This window comes from Candidatus Methylomirabilota bacterium, assembly GCA_036005065.1.
In the GTDB taxonomy this organism is placed as follows: Bacteria; Methylomirabilota; Methylomirabilia; order Rokubacteriales; family DASRDR01; genus DASYQW01.
Genome location: DASYQW010000349.1, coordinates 1 through 20,053, shown reverse-complemented (window position 1 = coordinate 20,053; position 20,053 = coordinate 1). Strand labels below are relative to the sequence as shown.

The window sequence follows — 20,053 nt, the reverse complement described above, 5'->3', positions numbered from 1 at the left end:
CGACCGGATTACATCTTCGTGGGCACCCGCCCGACCAACCGGAGCCGCCCGGAGTTCACCGCCACCGATCTCGATCGCCGCGCCGACGTCACCCTGGTCGTCGCCCGGGGCGCGGCGCGGCTTTACCGCGTGCACCGCTAGCCCATGGGAGGGGGCCTCGACGGCCCCCTCCCAGACCCATCCCCAAGGGGTTGCGGCGGCAAAGCCGCCGCTCGGACGCTACCCGGCGCACTCGGTGATTGACGTCATCGGCCGCTGATTGGTCCGCCCGACGCCGGGTCCGGCGAGCGCGAGCCGACCGGCTCTTCGAAGGTGGCGATCACCGGAGCGTGGTCGCTGGTGCCGATGTCGGCCAGCACCGTACAGCGGGCGGCCCGCCGGGCGAGGGGCTCGCTGGCCAGGACGTAGTCGAGCCGCCACCCGATGTTGCGCTGGCGGAGATTGCGCCACGGGGCCCACCAGGTGAAGAGCCGGTCGTTGTCCGGATCGAGGGCGCGCCCGACGTCCACCAGGCCCCGGGCGAGGATGCGCTCGATCAGCTCGCGCTCCTCCGGCCGCTGGCCGATGATGCCGGGCTTCCGCTCCTTGGGATGGACGTCCATGTCCGTCCGCGCAACGTTCAGGTCGCCGCACAGGACGAGCTCGATCCCGCCGGCCTGGGCCTCGGCCACGTAGGCATCCATCGCGTCGAGGAAGCGCATCTTGGCCGGGAAGTCCTTGCCTCCGTTCGGCACGTAGATCGAGGCGACGGTGAGGCCGCCGAGCTGGGCGGTCACGATCCGGTTCTCGTAGTCGAAACCGGGATGGCCGAAGACCGGCTTGTCGGCGAACGCCTCCTGGCGGATGTGGAGCCCGACGCCCGAGTAGCTGGTCGCCGCGTGCCAGTAGCACCAGTACCCCGACAGCTCGCAGAGGCTCGCCGGCACCTGGGCCGTGGCCGCCTTGATCTCCTGCAGGCACACGACGTCCGGGCGCTCACGCTCGAGCCACTCGCGGACTTGCGTCTCGCGGGCCCGGATACCGTTGACGTTCCACGTGGCGACCTTCACCGCGCGCCTCCGGTCAACCGCCGATCCCTTTCGCCTTCAGGATTTCCTCGATCCGGGCCCGATGGGCGGCCTCCCAGCTCTCCAGGGTCTCGCCGGCCTCCTTGGCCGCCCGCGCCTCGGCGGCCTTCAGCACGGCCGCGGCCCGCCCGGCCGGCACCACCACGATGCCCTCCTCGTCCGCCACCACGACATCGCCCGGGCAGACCTCGACGCCGCCGCATCGAACGGGTCCGTCGAGGACCCCGACGGCGTCCTTGGCGCCGGGAATCGGGATCACCCCGCGGGCGAACACCGGGAACCGGTTCTCACGCGCCTCGGCGAGGTCCCGGATCGCCCCGTCGACGACGAAGCCGGCGATCCCCCGCTTCTGGGCGACCAGGCAGACGTTGCCGCCGGCCACCGCGTAGTCGGTGTCGCCCGCCTCGACCACGATGACGGCCCCGGGCTCGGCGCGATAGATGGCCGCGTGAAGCATCAGGTTGTCCCCCGGCGGGCAGCGGACCGGGTAGGCCGGGCCGGCCACCCGCGGCATCCCGGACCAGAGCGGCCGGATGCCGATGTCCATGACCCGGTCACGCGTCAGGACGTCGGCCAGCGTCGTCGGCGAGAGCTTGGCGAAGGCGGCGTGGATCGACATATCCCCTCCTCTGAGGCTTCGGGCCTGCTCTGGCAGGGGTACAATATTTCACCTCTTCGAATCAAGTCGGTCAGGAGTGCGCATGCGCTACGTCGAGGAGCGGGACTTCATCCTACGGCTGGATCTCCGCTGCGAGTTTCCCGAGGACTATGCGGGCGAGCGGGATGGCTACCTCTGGGTTCGGGAATTCCACGCCGAGATCGTGCCGAAGCTCGTGCAGGCCGCGGTGCAGGTGATCCGGCAGCACCCGGGGTGGCGCGTGCGACCGGGGAACCGCGGCCGGTCGCTCGAGGACGAGGTCTCCCTCGTGGTGGAGCGGAGTCCCGAGGCCTGATTCCTTCACGAAGCGTCAGAAGCTCAGGCCGAAGCCCAGGGTGAGGTTCGTGCCCTCCGGCGAGAACCCCAGGTCCACGCGGAACAGCGCGGTGCGCTCGAGCGCCATCCGGAAGCCGATCCCGTAGCTCGTGTGGACGGCGGCGTCCGGAAGCTTGCCCAGGCTATCCGCGACGGTCCCGGCCTCGGCGAACAGGGCGAAGCCCAGGCGCTCGATGCGAAGGGTGGGCGTGAACGCGACGCCGCGCGGGATCACCCACAAGCGGTACTCGGCGACCGCGTGCCACGCCGAGTTGCCGGTGAAGCGGTTGGCGATGTAGCCGCGAAGCGTGTGGGTGCCGCCCAGGCTCGGCAGGGCATAAAAGGGCAGATCACCGGCGGTGGTGTCGACGGCGACCCCCAGGGCCACCGTGTCGGTCGGGGGGTTCTCTTCCCGCACGTCGCCCCCCCGGTGGAAGAGCGGGGGCACCGGAATGGCCACGTCGGAATAGGCCGTGAAGACGGTCCCCGCGGTGCCCGGGTCCTGCCACACCGAGGTATCGGCGGACACGCCCAGGCGCCACCCCCCGTAGGGCTGGTGCTGGCTGTCGCGGGTATCGTAGCGAAAGCCGGTCGTGAGGGTGAGGCTGTCGCGGCCGTCGCCGGCCGCGAATAGATCCGGGAAGACCTGGTCGGTGGTCGGCCGGCCGGACACCCGGCCGGCCGCGAGGTTGTGGTGGGCGCCCCGAAGGCCCAGGGTGGCGATCCAGTCGCTGCCGGGCCGCGGCAGGGCCAGGTCGCCGCGGAGGCCGAGATCCACGACCTCGTCGATGTAGCTCGTCTCGTCACTCTCTCGCGTCCTGGGCCCCAGGCCGAAGAAGCGCCGGGTGAGCGTCTTCTCGTAGCCCCCGGCCAGGCCGAGGGCGCTCCGCTCTTCCACGATCACGCCGCCGCTCGGCAAATCCTGATGGTACAGATAGCGGCGCCAGATCAGCCGATACTTCTGCTGGCCTTCGGTCGTGTAGGTGAAGAAGGCCCCGAGGAACTCGCGCCGGCGCTCGTTGCGGAAGTCGATGTCGGTGAGCGCGATCCCCCCGCCCAGGCCCACGTCCTCCTCGAAGAAGAACTGGGGCGCGATGAAGGTCGTCACCAGGAAGCGCTCGAAGATGTTGCCGGGCTTGATGCGTCCTTCCGGAATGTAGCGCCACCGCGTCGGCTCCGGCAGGTCGGACGGGAAGGGCACCTTGGGGATGCGGCCGCTCGGGTCCATCCCCTGGAGCGGGTCGTGCGGGGGCGCTTGCGCGCGGGCCCCGGGTGGGCGAATGACGTTGGGCAGGATCAGCGCCAGCGCCACCATCGACGCGGCGAGCGTACGGCGCGGGGTCGCGAGCACGGGAACAGCTTAACAGAACTGCGCCGTGTCTTGACCCCATCCACTCGGCGGGCTAGGCTGGATCGACCGGCGTTTCCTGCAGGCAAAGGGGGCTTGGATGGATCGTCGGCTCCGGCACCTGGCGGAGCAGCTCGATGCGGGGCTCATCGCCCGGCGGGAATTTCTGCGCCGGGCTGCCATCCTGACCGGCGGCGCCGTGGCCGGCCCGAGCGTGCTCCGGCGGATGGCGGGGGCTCAGACGCGCCCGCCGTTCTTCGCCTGGCTCTTCCGGAGCTTCGTCCCGGGCGTCAACGACGTCCTGGCCAAACAGATCGAGGCCTGGGCCAAGGAACGCAAGCTCACCCCGGCGATCGATTGGGCCACGTTCGGCGAGCGTGACCAACGACTCAGGGCGGGCGTCGAAACCGGTCTGCCGCATGTGACCGAGATGAATGCCTTCGGACCCATACGCTACAAGGCGCTGCTGCAGGACGTCAGCAAGCTCGCCACCGAGCTGGCGGCAGCCCGGGGCGGGCTGCTCCCGGGCGCCGCCGGGACCACCAAGGTGGATGGGACGGTCCTGGCCGTGCCGCGCTACACGATGATCAACGCCTTCTACATCCGCAAGGACGTCATGGAGGACAAGGGCCTGACGCCCCCGAAGCTCTACGATCCTGACGTGATCGCGTTCGCCCGGAAGACCCAGAACCCGGTCAAGGATCTCTGGGGCTTCGGGCAGACCCTGAACCGCTGCGACGACGGCGAGGGCTTCATGCAGAGCCTCCTCTGGGACTATGGTGGGGGCGTCTGGGACAATGACGGGAAGCCCGCCCTCGCCACCTCGAACCGCGAGGCGAACCTCAAGGCCCTCCAGTTCGCGGTCGACAGCATCCTGAAGCACAAGATCCAGCCCCCGGGCGTCATGGACTGGACCGACGTGTCGAATAACGAGGCCTACCTGGCCGGGAAGCTCGTGACCACCAACAACGGCCCGAGCCTCTACTATGCCCTGGTCCAGAGGCTCCTGGCGTCGAGGACCCTCCTCGTGCCGACCCCTGGTGGCCCGGCCGGGAGCTTCCTGGCGAGCAACCTCTACAGCTGGGGCGTCTTCGCCAGGGGCCCCGGCTTCCAGCTGGCCGAGGACATGATCCGCTGGGTGGAGGACGAGAAGCGCTTCGCCGAGTACGTCCGGGCCTCGATCGGCGTGGCCGGCCCCGTGTACACGGCGCGGGCCCGCGACCCCTACTGGAAGGAAGACGCGAACGCGGAGGCCATCCTTCAGAACTCCCTCCGCGGCGTCCACCCCGGCTATCCGGGGCCCATGACGCCGGCCGCGGTGGACGTCCAGAGCCAGAACGTGCTCACCGACATGGCGGCCCGCGCGGTGATCGGCGGGCTCTCCCCGGAGACGGCTCTCAAGGAGGCGCACCAGCGCGTGGAGGAGATCTACCGGGCATGGCGGACCGCCGAGCCCGAGCCTCCGCCTCGGCTGACGGGGCCTCGGGCCCGCTGACCGGGGGACGAAGCGCCTACCGCTGACCGGATGCCGGGCGGAAGCGCGCCCGGGGCTTCACGTCGGGATTGAGGAGCACCGTCGGCCAGTCGCGGGCGAGCACGCGGATCACCTGGGCCACGGTCTGACGCCGGTTGTCGGCCATGGCGTCGAGGCTGTAGCCGGCGGTGTGAGGCGTGAGGAGGACGTTCGGAAGCGCGAGGATCGGATCCTGGGGGTCCGGCGGCTCCTTCTCGAGCACGTCCAGCCCCGCGCCGGCGATCCAGCCCTCCTGTAGCGCCCGGATGAGCGCCGCCTGGTCCACGGTGGCGCCGCGGGAGGTGTTGACGAAGTAGGCGGTGGGCTTCATCGCCCGGAACTGGGCCTCGCCGAGCATGTGGCGCGTCACCGGATTCAGCGGGGCGTGCATGGAGACGACGTCGGACCGGCGACAGAGCTCGTCCAGCGTGACGAGCTCGACCTTCCACCGGTCAACGTCGCCGGGCCCGAGCAGGGGGTCGTAAGCCAGGTACGTGAGGCCGAAGCCGGCGAGCTTCTCGGCCGCGAGCCGCGCGATCCGGCCGAAGGCGACGAAGCCGAGCGTCTTCCCCCGCAGCCGGTGGATCGGACCCGCGTCGTCCAGCGCGGCCAGGCGGTTCCACCCGTGGCGGGTCGCCGCGTGCAGCTGCTGCGGGAGCTTGCGGGCACAGGCCAGGATCAGCATGGCGGCGTGATCCGACACCTCCTCGATGCAGAAGAGCGGGCTGTTCGCCACCATGACGCCGTGGCGGGTCGCCGCATCGAGGTCGATCCGGTCGAAGCCGACGCTGCATTGCTGAAGGAACAGGAGCCGCGGCAGGCTCGCGAACACGCGCTCGGTGAACGGCGCTCCCGACAGGCACATCACCACGTCGGCGTCGGCACAGGAGCCGATGACCTCGTCCTCGCTTCCGCCTCTGGCCGGGATGACGGTGGCGCCGGCTCGGGCGAGCGCGGCCCACTCGGGGCCGGCCGGATCGTCGAGGAGCGGCCCGATGATGGCGACCTTGTGGGGCGTGTCGGCCATGTTCGACTCCTCCCGGGCGACCCGGCTAGTCGGCGACGCCCTTCAGGACGATCTCCTCCGCCCGGTGGCAGCGCACGAGGTGCCCGGGCGCGATCTCCCGGAGTCCCGGCGCCAGCGTGCGGCACACGTCGGTGGCGAAGCGGCAGCGCGGGTGGAAATAGCACCCCGCGGGGGGATGGGCGGGATCCGCCACCTCCCCTTCGAGGACGATGCGCTGGCTGCGAAGCCGCGGATCCGGCTTCGGCACCGCCGACAGCAAGGCCTCCGTGTAGGGATGCCGGGGGGTCACGAAGAGGGTCTCCGTATCGGCGACCTCGACGATCTGCCCCACGTACATCACGGCCACTCGATCGCTCACGTGCTTGACCACCGAAAGGTCGTGGGCCACGAAGAGGTAGGTCAGCCCGAGCTGGCCCTGGAGATCCAGCATCAGGTTGAGGATCTGGGCCTGCACCGACACATCGAGGGCCGAGACCGGCTCGTCGGCGACGACGAGGCTCGGGCTCAGCGCGAGCGCGCGGGCGATGCCGACCCGCTGGCGCTGGCCGCCGCTGAAGGCGTGGGGGTACCGGCTCATGTACTCGGGCCGGAGCCCGACCAGCCGCAGCAGCTCGGCGACCCGCTCGCCCCGCTCCCGCCGGGTGCCGATCCGATTGGCCACCAGCGGCTCGGCCACGATGTCCGCCAACGTTCGCCGGGGATTCAGCGAGGAGTAGGGATCCTGGAAGATCATCTGCATCTGGCGCCGCAGCGGGCGGAGCCGACTCTTCGGCAGAGTGGCGACGTCGAGCACGGCGCCGTCGTCGGTCCGGAACCGGATCTCGCCCGCCGTGGGAGTCAGCGCCCGCAGGATGCAGCGCGCCGTCGTGGTCTTCCCGCAGCCCGATTCCCCTACCAGCGACAGCGTCTCGCCCTTCTCCACGTGGAAGCTCACGTCGTCCACGGCGCGGACCTGCCCCACCACGCGACGCAGGAGGCCACGCTGGATCGGGAAGAACTTCCGCAGGCTCTTGACGTCCAGCAGGCGTGTCCCGTTCGCTCCGGTCACCATGCCGTGCCCGATCAGGGATAGAGGAAGCAGCTCACGTCCTGCTCGGCGGCCAGGCGACGCAAGCTCGGCTCCCCGCGGTCACAGGTCCCTGGCATGAAGTCGGGGCAGCGCGGGTGGAACGGGCACCCGGCGGGACGGTTGTAGGGGTGCGGGATCGACCCGGCGATGGTCGGCAATCGCGTGCGCACCGGGGCCTGAATGCTGGGAATGGAGCGGAGGAGCGCCCGCGTGTAGGGGTGCCGCGGGGCGTGGAAGATGGCGTCGACCGGCCCGGCCTCCGCGATGCGCCCGAGGTACATCACGGCGACTTCGTCGCACATCTCGGCCACCACGCCGAGGTTGTGCGTGATGAGGATGATGGCCATGTTCTCCTTGGCCTGGAGGGAGCGCAGCAGGTCCAGGATCTGGGCCTGGGTGGTGACGTCCAGGGCCGTCGTCGGCTCGTCGGCGATGAGGATCCGGGGGCCGCAGGACAGGGCCAGTGCGATCATGGCCCGCTGCCGGAGCCCGCCGCTGAGCTGGAAGGCGTACTCATCGACGCGCCGCTCCGGCCTGGGGACGCCCACCAGGCGCAGCGTCTCGATCGCCTTCTCCCGCGCCTCGGCCTTGCCGGCGCCCTGGTGGAGGCGGATCGTTTCGGTCATCTGGTTTCCGATCGTGTGGACGGGACTGAACGAGGTCATCGGTTCCTGGAAGATGAGCGCGATGTCTCCGCCGCGGATGTGGCGCATCTCGGCGCCCTTCGGGTCGAGCGCGACGAGGTCGATCTCCGGCATAGGGCGCCCCGGCCCGGCCGGCGACGGCCGCCGCAGCCGGATCGAGCCCCGCACGATCCGGCCCGGCCGCTCCACGATCCTGAGGATGGAGCGGGCGGTCACGCTCTTGCCGCACCCCGATTCCCCGACGATCCCGAGCGTCCGGCCCGGCTGGACGTCGAAGCTGACGCCGTCGACCGCCTTGACCGTCCCCTCGTCCTGGAAGAAGTAGGTGCTCAGATCCCGCACCTCGAGGATCGGCTGGACCCCCCCCACGCCTAGCTCCGCTTCCGAATCCCGTCGAGCCCACGCGCCACGGCCACGCGAAGCACGACCTCACGACCCCGGACGAGGCGCTCCGAGCGCCGGCGTTGCCGGCGCCACCCGGGGGGAGGCATCGGAGGGGAGCCAGGCCCCCCTCCGAAATTACTGGCCATACGGGTCGGCCGCGTCGCGCAGGCCGTCTCCCATGAAGTTGAAGGCCAGGATCACGATGGTGACGGGCACGGCCGGCAGCAGGAGCCAGGGCGAGATGGCCAGCGACTGGATGTTCTGGGCCTGCTGGAGGAGCACGCCCCAGCTGATGGCCGGCGGGCGGAGGCCGAGACCGAGGAAGGACAGCGACGTCTCGCTGATGATCATGGCCGGAATGGCCAGCGTGGTCGCCGCGATGATGTGACTCAGGAACGACGGGATCAGATGGCTCACGATGATCCGGGCCCGGCTGCTCCCGGCCAGCTCGGCGGCCATCACGAAGTCCTCTTCCCGGAGGGAGAGGAACCGGCCGCGGACCACCCGCGCCAGCTCCGTCCACCCGACCAGCGAGATGATGACGGTGATCGCGAAGTAGATCTGCACGACGGACCAGTCGTTGGGCAAGGCGGCCGCCAGCCCCATCCAGAGCGGGATGGTGGGGATCGACCGGAGGATCTCGATGGCGCGCTGGATCAGCGTGTCGATCGCCCCACCGTACAGGCCCGAGATGCCGCCCAGGAGGACGCCCAGCACGAGGCTCAGCGCCACGCCGGCGAGCCCGATGGTCAGCGACGCCCGGGTTGCATACATGAGGCGGGACCACAGGTCGCGCCCCTGGTCGTCGGTGCCCAGGAGGAAGAGCGTCGCCTCCGCGTCCGCGCCTTCGACCCCCAGGAGGTGCCGGTCGGTCGGGATCAGGCCGAACAGCCGGTACTCGAAGCCGTGGACGAGCAGGCGCACCGGGATCTTCTGCGTGGGGTCCGGCGTGTACACGCGCTTGAGCGTGGCGGGATCGCGCCGGCCCGTGAGCCCGTGGACGTGCGGATGGAAGCGGCCGTCGTCGAACCATCGAATGCCCTGAGGCGGCAGCAGGGAGCGCTGGGCCTCGGACGCCAGCGGGTTCGAGTAGGCCAGGAAGTCCGCGAACACCACGACCAGGTAGGCCAGCACGACGACCACGGTGCCGGCCATGGCCAGGCGGTGCCGCCGGAAGCGCCACCACATGAGCTGCCACTGGGTGGCGACCGCGATGCGCTCCTCGGCGACGCGGGCGACACCGGGGGCTTTCAGGTCCGCTTCGTCGACCGCGAGCGCCGCTCTCACTTTCTGCTCTCGAACCGGATCCGGGGGTCGATCCACATGAGCAGGAGGTCCGAGACGAAGGTCCCGATGACCGTCATGACCCCCAGCAGCAGCACGATGGTCCCGGCCAGGAACATGTCCTGGGCGACCAGGGCCTTGAGGAGGAGCGGCCCCACCGTCGGCAGGCTCAGCACGAGCGACACGATGATGCTGCCCGACACCACGTACGGCAGGAGGTACCCGACCGTGCTGGCGAACGGGTTGAGGGCCACCCGCACCGGGTACTTGAGGATCACCCGGTGCTCGGCGAGCCCCCGGGCCCGGGCGGTGACGACGTAGGGCTTCCGGAGCTCGTCGAGCAGGTTGGCCCGCATGATGCGGATGAGCTGGGCGGTCCCGGCCAGACCCAGGATGAGCGCGGGCAGTGGAAGGTGCTTGGCGAGGTCCCAGGCCTTGGCCAGGCTCCAGGGCGCCTCGACGAACTCGTCGGAGAAGAGGCCTCCGATGTTGGCCCCGAACAGGGTGAAGCCCAGGTACATGAGGACCAGGGCCAGCATGAAGCTCGGAATGGCCAGCCCGATGAACCCCACCAGGGTCGCCGCGTAGTCGCCGGCGGAGTACTGCCGGACGGCGGAGTAGATGCCGATCGGGAGCGCCAGCGCCCAGGTGAGGATGATCGCCGCCACCGAGACGACCATCGTGAGCCAGAGCCGGTCCCCGATGACCTCCGACACGGGGCGCTTCCACTCCAGCGCCATGCCGAACCGGCCCTGCATCACGAGCTTCATCCACCGGAGGTACTGGATCCACATGGGCTGGTCGAGGCCATACTCCCGGCGGAGGGCCTCCACCTCCTGCTCCGAGACGAATCCGCCCGAGGCGGACATCTGGGCGATGTACGACGTGATGTAGTCGCCCGGCGGCAGCTGGATGATGACGAACGAGAGGACGGAAATCGCCCAGATGGTCAGGATGGCGAGGATCAGCCGGCCGACGAGGTAGGCGAGCATCTGAGGCTAGCCGCCCCTCACCCTGCCCTCTCCCCCCAAGCGGGGGAGAGGGTGGAGGGTGAAGGAGAGAGTCGAGGACCCACTACGCCTTGAAATAGAAGGTCGACGGCTGGGACGTCCCCGGCGTCCGGCAGTGCTGGGCGTTGATCTGCCTCGACGGGATGTTCCCCATCTTCCGACTCACGATCCGGACGCCCATCGTCGCCGGCGACTGGCCGACCGTCCCGATGGAGTATTGCCCGTCGACCATGATCTTGAAGATCTCCTGGGCGATCTTGATACGTTCGGGCAGCTTCTGTCCGTTCGCCGTGCGGAACAGCTCGAGGGCCTTGAGGAGCTGGGGATCTTCCGGCTTCTTTCCCTGCTTGCCGCCCGAGGCGTACCAGGCGGCGATGGGGTGCCCGAGGTGAGCCTCGGCAGGGTCTACCGGCAGGCCGTGTCGGGGGAACAGGTAGAGGAGCTCGGTGCCATCGTTCGCCCAGATGGCGATCTGGTGCTCGTTGCCCCGGATGCGGGTGAAGTAGAGACTCCGCTCGACTTCCTTGACGTCGGCCTGGATCCCGATCTTCTTCCACTGCTCCTTGATCATCTCGGCGATCTGGGCGTGGGGGATGAAGGCTCCGGCCGAGGTCAAGAGCTCGATCCGGAGCCGGCCCTTGCCATCGGCCCGCAGGCGATAGCCCTCCCCGTCCTTCTTCGAGAGACCGACCTTGTCGAGGAGCGCGTTGGCCTGCTTGACGTCGAGGGTCGACCACTTCTTCCGCCACTCCGGCCCCGGGTTGTACGGCGTGGTCTCGCTGGGGGCGGTGGAGCCGGGCACTCCGATCCCGAGCCAGAACGTCTCGTTGAGCTGGTCCCGGTCGATCCCCATCGAGAGCGCCCGCCGGAAATCGGCGGTGTGGAGCCACTTGGCGACCTCGGGATCCGCGTCGTAGGCCTGGTTCGTCTGGAGGGTGGCGTCGGAGCCGTTCAGGGCGGGGTCGAGCCGGACGTCGTACCCGATCTTGTCCCGGTTCTCGAGGAACACCGGGAGCTTCGTCATCGCGGTGTGGCGTTCCTGGAGGTCGTACTGGCCGCCGATGGCCCGGAGATTCAGCACCTCGAGGTTCTCGGCCAGGGTCATCTGGAGCCGGTCGATGTACGGGAGCTGGTTCCCCGCCGTATCCACCTCGTAGAAGTACGGGTTCCGCTCCATCGCCCAGGTGGGGTTGTTGATGGGGGTCACCGTCTTCCAGGGAGTCAGGACCGGCAGCTCGGGGTTGAGGCGCCAGTCCCACCGGTTCTTGATGTAGGCGATCCAGCCGTCGAAGCCGGCCGCCTTGGCCTTCCGGTCGACCTCGTCCTTGGACGAGTACTTCGGGTGGAACTGCTTGATGTAGTGGGCGGGCATGTAGGCGCCCATGGTGCGGCCGTCCATCTGCCAGAGCGCCTGGCCCCCGCCCATGGCCGTGCTCCCGGCCAGGATGTCGAGGAACAGGTAGTTCGGCTCCGGGAACTCGAACAGGACGGTCGTCCCGTCGACCTTCTTGATGACCCCGGACTTGCCGTTGATCATGAAATCCGGGTGCGGCGTGGGGACGAGCTCCTTGTTGAGGTAGACGTCCTCGTACCAGAACACGAAGTCGTCCGCGGTGAACGGCTTGCCGTCCGACCACTTGTGCCCCTTGCGGAGGTACAGGGTCACCGATTTCCCGTCGTCAGCCAGAAGCCACTGCCGCGCGACGGACGGCATGACCTTCGTGCCCGTGTACTCCCAGAACAGGAGCTTGTCCGCGGAGACGATGCGGTTGCCGTTCTCGCTGTCGCCGGGCCCGGTGAAGCCCCGCCGCCACGTCCCGCCGTATCGGCCGATCGAGTGGACGGGCTTGATGACGAGCGGCTCGGCCGGCACGCGCTGGTCGACGGGCGGCAGCTTGCCCGCCTTGACCAGCTCGGCCAGCATCGGCGCCTCGCTGAACTTTTTCGGCCACTTGGCCGGGTCCAGGATCAGCTCGGGCCCCTCCAGCTTGCCGATGAGTTGCCCGCCGAGCTTCGGCTCGGGCCCCTTGCCGGCAGCCTGGGCAAAGGCCAGCGACGAGGAGCCGGCGAGGGCGGCCACCCCCGTCGCCAGCGCCGCGTCGCGAAGAAAGTCACGCCTGGTCACGCCCTTCCGTTTTGCCGACATGGGGCCCTCCTCATGCTGTCACGGCCTTCTCGGCGGGGTGCCGAGGCCGACTCGCGGAGTCTAGTCGCGGGCGAGGGGCTTGTCAACGCGGTTGTCGGATCCTATCGTGGAATGCGTCATGGGTCCGCTCTGGTCCTGGGATACCGCCCTGAGCGGGGTGATCCCGCCGCTCATCTCCCCCCTGGCCGCCTCCGGCGACCCCGACGCCGCCGCGATGGGCCGCCTCGTCCAGCATGTGCTGGCCGGCGGCGCCAGCGGCCTCTTCGTCCTCGGCGGCTGCGGGGAAGGGGCATGGCTCACGACGGCCCAGCGCGGCGCCGTGGTCCGGGCCGCTCACCGGGCGGCGGCCGGCCGGGTGCCGGTCCTGGTCGGCGTCATGCTTCCCGCCACGGGGCCGGCCGCCGAGGCCGCCCGGCAGGCCGCCGGCGAGGGGGCCGATGCCATCGTGCTGGGCTCGCCCTACTACTTCCCGGTGGACGCCGCGACCCAGCGGCGTCACGTCGAGGCCGTCATGGCCGCGACCTCGCTGCCGGCGCTGCTCTACAACATCCCGCAGTCGACGCACCACACGCTGGCGCCGGACACCGTGGCGGCCCTGGCTCGGGAGCCGCGCGTGCTCGGGATCAAGGACTCGGCCGGCGACTTCGAGACCTTCCTCGTGCTCCTGGCCGTCAAGCGCGCGCGGTCGGACTTCCGCGTCCTCCAGGGCAACGAGTCGCTGGCGGCGGCCAGTCTCCTTCAGGGGGCCGACGGCCTCGTGCCGGGGCTCGCCAACGTCGCGCCGGCGCTGTTCGTCGCGCTGCGGGCGGCCGCCGCGCGCGGCGATGCCGTCGCCTGCCGGAGCCTCCAGGCCGAGATCGCCGAGCTCGTGGCGGTCTACCGGCAGGGGCCCTGGCTGGCGGCGCTCAAGGCGGCGTGCGCGCTCCTCGGCATCGGCAACGGCCTGCCCGCCGCGCCGCTGGCCGCCGCCGACGAGGCCCAGCGGCGCGCGCTGGCGCCGCTCGTGCGTCCCTATGGCGAGTCCGGCACCCGCCCGGCGACGGCCCACGTGAGCTGACCTCGGGGCCTTGCCTACTTCACGCGCTTTCCATGGGGCCACGCTCAAGTAGTCGGGCGCCCGACGGGCCGGGCCCGGGCCCCGAGGCGACGAGTCCCGTCGAGATCCGTCGGGTCGCGGATCGCGAGATCCACATCACCTGGGCCGACGGGCACCTGACCGTCTATCCGAACAAGACCCTGCGGGAGCGGTGTCCCTGCGCCGCCTGCGTCAACGAGCTGACCGGCGAGCGGATGATACAGCCGGCCACCATTCCGGCCGACATTCGTGCCCTCGACATCTCGCTCGTGGGGCGGTATGCGATCAAGGTCGTGTGGAGCGACCGCCACTCCACGGGGATCTATCCCTTCACCCGGCTCAGGGTCGAGTGTCCGTGTGACGCGTGCCGCCGGGACGCCGGCTGAGCTTCCCGCGCGAGCTGGTCGCCGGGGTCTCCCTCTCCCTCAGCGGGCGGTTCCAGCTCCAGGGCGAGCAGGCCTTTCGGGGCCTCCGGCTCTGGGCCGACTGGGTGGCGGGGGCCGGCGGGCTGTCGCTCGGCCCCGAGGGCCCGCGCCGGCCGCTCCGGCTCCACTGCCTCGATGACGAGAGCCGGGCCGCGCGCGCGGAGGAGACGGTCCGCCATCTGCTGACCTACGACCGCGTGGATTTCCTCGTGGGCCCCTACTCGAGCGGGCTCACGGAAGCGGTGGCGCCGCTGGTCGAGGCCCGCGGCAAGGTGCTCTGGAACCACGGCGGCGCCTCGGACGCGATCTTCCAGCCGGGCGGACGCCGGCTGGTGAGCATGCCGAGCCCGGCCAGCGACTATCTGCGCGCCCTGCCTGCCTGGGTCCGGCGTCACGACCCCGAGGCACGCCGGCTCAGCATCCTCTGTGCGGAGCGGGGAGACTTCGCCGGACACGTGGCCGAGGGAGCGGCCGATGGAGCGCGGGCCGCCGGCTTTGACGCGATCCGCCGGACTCCGTTCGCTTCACCGCTTCGCGACGTGGACTCGCTCCTCGCAGAGACGGCCGCCTTCGGGCCGGACCTGCTGGTGGGCGTCGGGAGCTTCCGAGACGACATCGAGCTGGTGAGGCACCGCGGGCGGCTGCCCCCCACGACCCGTCTCGCCGTCGTCGCCGCCGGACTCGACGCCTTTCACGCCGAGCTCGGCCAGCTCGCGGAAGGCGTGATCGGGCCGAGCCAGTGGGAGCCCGGTCTCGAGCCGACGCCCCGCTCCGGCCCGGACGCCGCCTGGTTCTGCGCGGCCTTCGAGGCAACGTTCGGGCGGCGCCCGGATTATCCAGCGGCCCAGGCCTTCGCCCTCGGCGTGATCCTCGTCGAGTGCGTGCGCCGGGCCGGGAGCCTGGACGATGCGGCGCTCCTCCGCGCCGCCCACGCGCTCGAGACCACGACCTTCTACGGGGGCTTCCGCCTGGAGCCCGCGACCGGCCGGCAGGTCGGCCACCGGGTCCACCTGATCCAGTGGCAGGCCAGCCGGAAGGTGCGCCTGTCCGGGTGAGGACCCGCTACTGGAAGATCTCGTTGAAGCGCTTCTTGAGGGCCGCCGCCTCTTTCTCGATGGCGTCGTAGTCGACGGGCAGGAGCTTGATCTCGGCCAGCCGCGGGTTGCCGGGCGGCGGGGGGATGTCCGACCGCGCGGCGTAGATCCCCTCGCCGGGGAAGAGCCCCTGGACGGTGTCGCCGATCATGAACTCGGCCAGGGCCTTCGCCGCGTGGGGGTGCGGCGCGCCCTTGATCACGAAGGTGGGGGCCGGGATCGCGAAGGCCCCGTCGGTCGGGAACAGGGTCTGCATCTTGTGCCCGGCCTCGCGCTCCTTCCAGGTGTAGGAGTCGAGCCCCTCGGCGGCGACGAGCCGCTCCCCGCGCTTGAGGGTCTCCGAGACCTGCTGGTGTCCCTGGACGATCATGACGTTGTTGGCCCGCAGCCTCTCGTAGTAGCCCCACCCGTACTTCCGCGACAGCGTCCCCACCGTCATGAGCTGGAGCGCCGTGAACGAGGGGTCCGACATGACCAGCTTGTCCCGGTAGCGAGGCTCGGTCAGGTCCGTCCAGTTCTTCGGCAGCTCGAGGCCCCGGTCGGTGCGGGCGGCCATGCCGACCAGGTTCAGCCGCTGGGCGATGTGATAGCCCTGGGGATCCTTCACCTCGGCCGGAATCTTGTCGAAGTGCTTCGGCCGGAACGGCGTGAGGAGGCCCCGCTTGATCAGCATGCCGGCCGCCGCCGGGTCGGAGATGGTGACGACGTCGGCGGCGAGCTTCCCGGCGTCCACCTCCTGGAGGAACCGGCGGAGGATGGCGGAGCCCCCCGAGCGGAAGAGCTGCACGCGGACGCCGGTCTCCGCCTCGAACAGCTTGGCGATCTTCTGGGCGGTCTCGACGGGCGTGGACGTGTACCAGGTGACGGTGGCCTCGCGCTTGGCGGCAGCCAGGTCGACCGGATCGGGCCCGGCGCCCGGCTGGGCGAAGAGCGGTGACAGAGCCGTCCCGAGGACGGCGGCGAGCGTCAGCGCGCGGATCCAGACCATGGGCGCCTCCCGAGCTTACCCGCGGTAGACCGGGTCGGGTTGGCCGAAGAACGCCTCGAGCACCGCCGGCTCATTGGAACACGGCGCACTGGGAGGTGTCGAGCCGGAGGGTGACCCGCTGGCCGACCTCGAAGCGCTCGAGCGGATGGGCCTGGACGCGGAGGCGCGGGCCGTCGTCGAGCGCGACGTGATAGTCGGTCAGGTTCCCCAGGAAGGTGGCGGCGACCACCCGGCCCGGGAGCAGGGCCTCGCCGGGGCCGGGCCCGGGCGGCGGGTCCGCCGCCAGCCGGACGTTCTCGGGGCGGATCGCCACCTGAACGGCCTGTCCGTCCCGGAGGCCCGGAGGAATCGCCAGGCGCACCGGGTGAGGACCGCCGAGGGCCACGGCACTCTCATCGCCCACCGCGACGACGCGACCCGGGACGAGGTTGACGAGCCCCATGAAGTCGGCGACGGTCCGATCGGCCGGCTGGGCGTAGACCTCCCGCGGGGTGCCGTACTGCAGGAGCCGGCCCTGGTACATGACCGCGATCCGATCGGACAGCGCCAGCGCCTCCGACTGGTCGTGTGTCACGTACACGAAGGTGATGGCGGTCCGGCGCTGGAGCTCCTTGAGCTCCCAGCGCATGCGCTCGCGGAGCTTGGCGTCGAGGTTACTGAGCGGCTCATCCAGGAGCAGGATGCTCGGCTCGACGACGAGGCTGCGGGCCAGCGCCACCCGCTGCTGCTGCCCGCCGCTGAGCTGGCCCGGATACCGGGCCTCGAGCCCCGCCAGGTTGACCAGCTCCAGCACCGCCCCGACCCGCCGCCGCGCCTCCGCCCGGGGGACCTTGCGCACCTCGAGGCCGAACGCGACGTTGTCGTAGACGCTGATGTGCGGCCAGACGGCATAGTTCTGGAACACCATCCCCATGCCGCGCTTTTCGGGCGGGATCACCCCGGCAGCCGACGAGAGGAGCCGCCCGCCGACGCGGATCTCGCCGGCGTCGGGGGCGAGGAAACCGGCGAGGAGCCGGAGGGTCGTCGTCTTGCCGCAGCCCGAGGGCCCCAGCAGCGTGACGAACTGGTTGTCGCCGATCTCGAGACTCAGGTCCTGGACGGCCGGCGGGCCGCCGTACCCCTTCGACAGCCTCCGGATCTCGATGCCCGCCATCAGGTAAGCTTGGGGCGGGAGCGCCTGCTGCCGCTGCCCCCCCAAACCCCCCCACCAGCAGCCCGCGGCTTCTCGTCGTCCTCGCCTGGCCACGCCCCGGATCAACTCTGAAGCCGCCGTCACTGGGACACGGCCACGCGCTCGCCGCCGGCCGCGCCCCGGCCCAGGCGGCGGGCCAGCGCCAGCGCCACCGCGATGATGACCATGTTCACGATGGCGAGCGCCGCCACCGGTTCCAGGTACCCCGTCTCGTAGAGGTTGTACACCGCGACGGCCAGGGTGATGGACTCCGCGCTGAAGAGGAGGATGGAGGCGCTCAGCTCCTGGATGGCGGGGACGAAGACGAGCAGCCACCCGGCCACCAGACCCGGCCGACAGAGGGGCAGCGTGACGCGGCGCAGGGTGCGAAGCCAGCCGGCCCCGGTGATCCGCGCCGTCTCCTCGAGCGAGGGATCCACCTGGCGGAGGGCGGCGTTGGCCGCCCGCACGCCGAGCGGGATGAAGCGCGCCGTGTAGGCGAGGAGCAGGATCGCGAGGGTGCCGTAGAGCGGCACCGGCACCCGGAGCCAGAACTGGATCAGCGCCACCGCCATCACGATACCGGGCAAGCCGAGCGGCACCAGTGACGCATAGTCGAGCCACCGGCGGCCCACGATGCGCGTGCGGAGGTCGAGCCAGCTGATCACGCTTCCCAGCAGGACCGCCGTGGTGGCGGTCAGAGTGGCCAGGATCAGGCTGTTCAGGATCGCCCGCCGCGTCACGTCGTACTCGAAGAGGACGAAGCGGTAATGGGCCAGCGTCAGGTTCTGCCAGAACTGGAGCCCCCAGGATCGGCTGAATGAGACCGCCACCAGTGTCGCGTAGGGGGCTACGATCGCGACCAGGAAGACGGCCACGCAGAAGGCGAGCACGCCCCAGCGGGCGCGGCCGAGCGCGACGGGCTCCCGCCGCATCCCCTTGCCGCCGAGCGTGACGTACGAGCGCTTGGCCAGGTAGGCTCGCTGGAGGGCGAGGGCGAGGACGGTCAGGGCGACGAAGACGAGCGAGAGGGCGGAGGCCAGTCCGTACTGCGGCGGGTAGTCGAAGAGCGTGTAGATCCGGGTCGGCAGCGTGAAGACGCGTCCCGGCAGTCCCAGGATCGCCTGGGAGCCGAAGAGCGCGATGGCGTTCACGAACGCCAGCAGCGCCCCCGAGAGCACGGCCGGCGCCACCAGCGGGGCCGTGATCCGGATGGCGATCCGCCACCGGCCGGCGCCGAGGATCCGCGCCGCGTCCTCGACCGAGGCGTCGACGGACGTGAGCGCGCTGGCGGCCAGGAAGTAGACGAAGGGGAACGTGTGGAGCGCCGTCACCCCGATCAGCCCGGGCATGGTGAAGATGTCGACGGTGAGGCCGGACCAGCCGAGGGTGTCGCGGACGAGGCGGTTCCAGAGCCCGGCGTTGGGGCTGGCGAGGTTGACGAAGGCGATCGCGGTCAGGAACGGGGGCGTGAGGTAGGCGAGGGTGGCGGTCAGGTGCACGAAGGCCTTCGCCGGGAGGTCCGTCCGGCTCACCGCCCAGGCCATCGGGAAGCCGATCAGGATGCTCAGCACCGCCGTCGCCACGCCGAGGACGAGTGAGTTCAGGCTGGCCTGGACGTAGAGCCGTTGCCCGAAGGCGCTCCGGAAGTGCTCGAGCGTGAGGCGCCCCTCGGCGGTGAGGCTCCCTCCCACGAGCGAGAGGAGCGGGAGCACCACGAGCACGGCGAGGGCGAGCACGGCGCCCCCCATCGCGAGGTGCTCGAGGCCGAGCGTCGCTCGCCACCCGAGAGGCGCCGCGGTCGCCGCCGGCAGGGCGCGGGCCACGCCTCCGGCCCTCAGCTCATCCTGGGGAGGAGCGGCGGCGCTCCACCCCCAGACCCCCCACCGCACTCATCAAGCAGTGGTGCGCCAGGGCCATTGGCTCGCGGCCCCTCACCTCGCCGACCCGCGGGCTCGCGTCCGCTCCACCAGGCCCCGCGCGGTGTCGCCGAGCAGCCGCGCCTCGACGCCGGGGGCCAGTCCGAAGGCGTGGAGGTCACGGTACATCTCGGCGAGCGTCCCCGTCCCCGACGGATGATCGGTCCCGAACATGACGCGGTCGGGAAACGCCTCGATGCCCCGCCGAAGCTCGGCCCACGTGGATGCCCCGTCGCGCCGGTCCCACGTCTGGGCGACCGGCGCGAAGGCGTGGACGGTGTCGAGGTAGAGATTCGGGTGCCGCGCCACCAGCTCGAAGGCCTCGCCGATCCGCGGGTAGTTGGCGTGCGCGAAGACCACCGGGAGCTCCGGAAACGCGGCCAGGATCGCCTCGAAGCCGGCGATCGGGAGCGCGCCTCCGTAGAACTCCTCGAAGCCCGTGTGGAAGACGACGATCCGGCCGTAGCGGGCGATCCGCTCGTAGATCGGGAAGAGCCCGGCCTCCCAGGGCGTGAAGCGCTGCACGAAGGGGTGGAACTTCATCCCGACGAACCCGTGGCCCGCCAGGCAGCGGTCGACGACGGCGAGCGGCTCCGGCGCCCTCGGGTGACAGGTGCCGAACGCCAGGATCTGCGGGTGGCGCGCGGCCAGGGCCGCGTTCCAGTCGTTGAGCGGGTCCGTCTCCTGGGGGAAGATCGCGTGGGCGAAGTTCCAGACCTGGCCGACGCCTTCCCGCGCGTACTCCGCGACGAGGGTCTCCACGGTCACGGTCTCCGGGATCGGATGCACCGGGCTGAACCGGCGCGTCCACCGGATCAGCTTCGCCATCCGCTCGGGCGGCAAGAGGTGCGCGTGGCAGTCGACGATCACGGCGCGCCGACGGACCGCTGGCTCTCTGGGAAGCCGCCTCTAACCT

General features: G+C 70.7%; 18 protein-coding genes. 5 read left to right on the top strand and 13 right to left on the bottom strand.

All coding sequences use genetic code 11. From position 1 onward, the window contains the following. Window positions 1-245: 245 nt before the first annotated feature. Together VGW35_23640 and VGW35_23635 are read right to left on the bottom strand one after the other, a co-directional pair. Complete coding sequence (locus tag VGW35_23640; protein ID HEV8310667.1) at window positions 246-1,049, bottom strand: exodeoxyribonuclease III; 804 nt, start codon at window positions 1,047-1,049, stop codon at window positions 246-248. A 13-nt stretch (window positions 1,050-1,062) separates the two neighbouring features. Continuing rightward, on the bottom strand, window positions 1,063-1,686 hold the full coding sequence (locus VGW35_23635; GenBank protein ID HEV8310666.1) for an RraA family protein: 624 nt from the start codon (window positions 1,684-1,686) through the stop codon (window positions 1,063-1,065). Between the two features lie 82 nt (window positions 1,687-1,768). Between VGW35_23635 and VGW35_23630 the strand changes: the two genes are divergently transcribed. Beyond that, window positions 1,769-2,020 carry a hypothetical protein gene (locus tag VGW35_23630; protein ID HEV8310665.1) on the top strand — a complete coding sequence of 84 codons (252 nt, stop codon included), beginning with the start codon at window positions 1,769-1,771 and terminating at the stop codon, window positions 2,018-2,020. A 15-nt stretch (window positions 2,021-2,035) separates the two neighbouring features. On the opposite strand, the gene VGW35_23625 is transcribed toward VGW35_23630, so the two are convergent. After that, entirely contained in the window at window positions 2,036-3,391 is a 1,356-nt protein-coding gene (locus VGW35_23625) for a BamA/TamA family outer membrane protein (protein ID HEV8310664.1), read from the bottom strand. Between the two features lie 97 nt (window positions 3,392-3,488). Here VGW35_23625 and VGW35_23620 point away from each other — a divergent pair, with 97 nt between their 5' ends. After that, entirely contained in the window at window positions 3,489-4,883 is a 1,395-nt protein-coding gene (locus VGW35_23620; GenBank protein HEV8310663.1) for an extracellular solute-binding protein, read from the top strand. Window positions 4,884-4,899: 16 nt separating this feature from the next. On the opposite strand, the gene VGW35_23615 is transcribed toward VGW35_23620, so the two are convergent. From VGW35_23615 to VGW35_23590, 6 genes are all read right to left on the bottom strand, one after another. Next, window positions 4,900-5,928, bottom strand: coding sequence for a C-terminal binding protein (locus VGW35_23615; protein HEV8310662.1), 1,029 nt, complete (start codon window positions 5,926-5,928; stop codon window positions 4,900-4,902). Between the two features lie 25 nt (window positions 5,929-5,953). Then, window positions 5,954-6,979 carry a dipeptide ABC transporter ATP-binding protein gene (locus VGW35_23610; GenBank protein ID HEV8310661.1) on the bottom strand — a complete coding sequence of 342 codons (1,026 nt, stop codon included), beginning with the start codon at window positions 6,977-6,979 and terminating at the stop codon, window positions 5,954-5,956. A gap of 11 nt (window positions 6,980-6,990) precedes the next feature. After that, on the bottom strand, window positions 6,991-8,010 hold the full coding sequence (locus tag VGW35_23605; GenBank protein HEV8310660.1) for an ABC transporter ATP-binding protein: 1,020 nt from the start codon (window positions 8,008-8,010) through the stop codon (window positions 6,991-6,993). A 150-nt stretch (window positions 8,011-8,160) separates the two neighbouring features. After that, the gene (locus VGW35_23600; GenBank protein ID HEV8310659.1) at window positions 8,161-9,312 is read right to left on the bottom strand and encodes an ABC transporter permease; all 1,152 of its coding nucleotides are present in this window, start codon (window positions 9,310-9,312) and stop codon (window positions 8,161-8,163) included. Beyond that, window positions 9,309-10,301 carry an ABC transporter permease gene (locus VGW35_23595; protein HEV8310658.1) on the bottom strand — a complete coding sequence of 331 codons (993 nt, stop codon included), beginning with the start codon at window positions 10,299-10,301 and terminating at the stop codon, window positions 9,309-9,311. Before VGW35_23595 ends, VGW35_23600 begins: the two co-directional genes overlap by 4 nt. Window positions 10,302-10,383: 82 nt before the next feature. After that, window positions 10,384-12,465, bottom strand: coding sequence for an ABC transporter substrate-binding protein (locus VGW35_23590; protein HEV8310657.1), 2,082 nt, complete (start codon window positions 12,463-12,465; stop codon window positions 10,384-10,386). Between the two features lie 118 nt (window positions 12,466-12,583). Here VGW35_23590 and VGW35_23585 point away from each other — a divergent pair, with 118 nt between their 5' ends. Genes VGW35_23585 through VGW35_23575 form a run of 3 tightly spaced genes read left to right on the top strand, consistent with a single transcriptional unit; the run spans window position 12,584 to window position 15,020 of the window. Next, window positions 12,584-13,522, top strand: coding sequence for a dihydrodipicolinate synthase family protein (locus tag VGW35_23585; protein HEV8310656.1), 939 nt, complete (start codon window positions 12,584-12,586; stop codon window positions 13,520-13,522). A 32-nt stretch (window positions 13,523-13,554) separates the two neighbouring features. Beyond that, window positions 13,555-13,926 (top strand): DUF971 domain-containing protein, encoded by a 372-nt coding sequence (locus tag VGW35_23580; GenBank protein HEV8310655.1) that lies wholly within the window; start codon window positions 13,555-13,557, stop codon window positions 13,924-13,926. Then, window positions 13,905-15,020 carry an amino acid ABC transporter substrate-binding protein gene (locus VGW35_23575; GenBank protein HEV8310654.1) on the top strand — a complete coding sequence of 372 codons (1,116 nt, stop codon included), beginning with the start codon at window positions 13,905-13,907 and terminating at the stop codon, window positions 15,018-15,020. The genes VGW35_23580 and VGW35_23575 overlap by 22 nt, the downstream gene beginning before the upstream one ends. Before the next feature lie 7 nt (window positions 15,021-15,027). Here VGW35_23575 and VGW35_23570 read toward each other — a convergent pair whose 3' ends face one another. The 4 genes from VGW35_23570 to VGW35_23555 all read right to left on the bottom strand — a co-directional run bounded on the left by VGW35_23570 (window position 15,028) and on the right by VGW35_23555 (window position 20,007). Continuing rightward, on the bottom strand, window positions 15,028-16,047 hold the full coding sequence (locus tag VGW35_23570; protein ID HEV8310653.1) for an extracellular solute-binding protein: 1,020 nt from the start codon (window positions 16,045-16,047) through the stop codon (window positions 15,028-15,030). Window positions 16,048-16,117: 70 nt separating this feature from the next. Beyond that, complete coding sequence (locus tag VGW35_23565; protein HEV8310652.1) at window positions 16,118-17,200, bottom strand: ABC transporter ATP-binding protein; 1,083 nt, start codon at window positions 17,198-17,200, stop codon at window positions 16,118-16,120. Between the two features lie 119 nt (window positions 17,201-17,319). Next, window positions 17,320-19,044, bottom strand: coding sequence for an iron ABC transporter permease (locus VGW35_23560; protein HEV8310651.1), 1,725 nt, complete (start codon window positions 19,042-19,044; stop codon window positions 17,320-17,322). A 108-nt stretch (window positions 19,045-19,152) separates the two neighbouring features. Continuing rightward, window positions 19,153-20,007, bottom strand: a complete 855-nt coding sequence (locus VGW35_23555; GenBank protein HEV8310650.1) for an amidohydrolase family protein — start codon at window positions 20,005-20,007, stop codon at window positions 19,153-19,155. Window positions 20,008-20,053 lie beyond the last annotated feature (46 nt).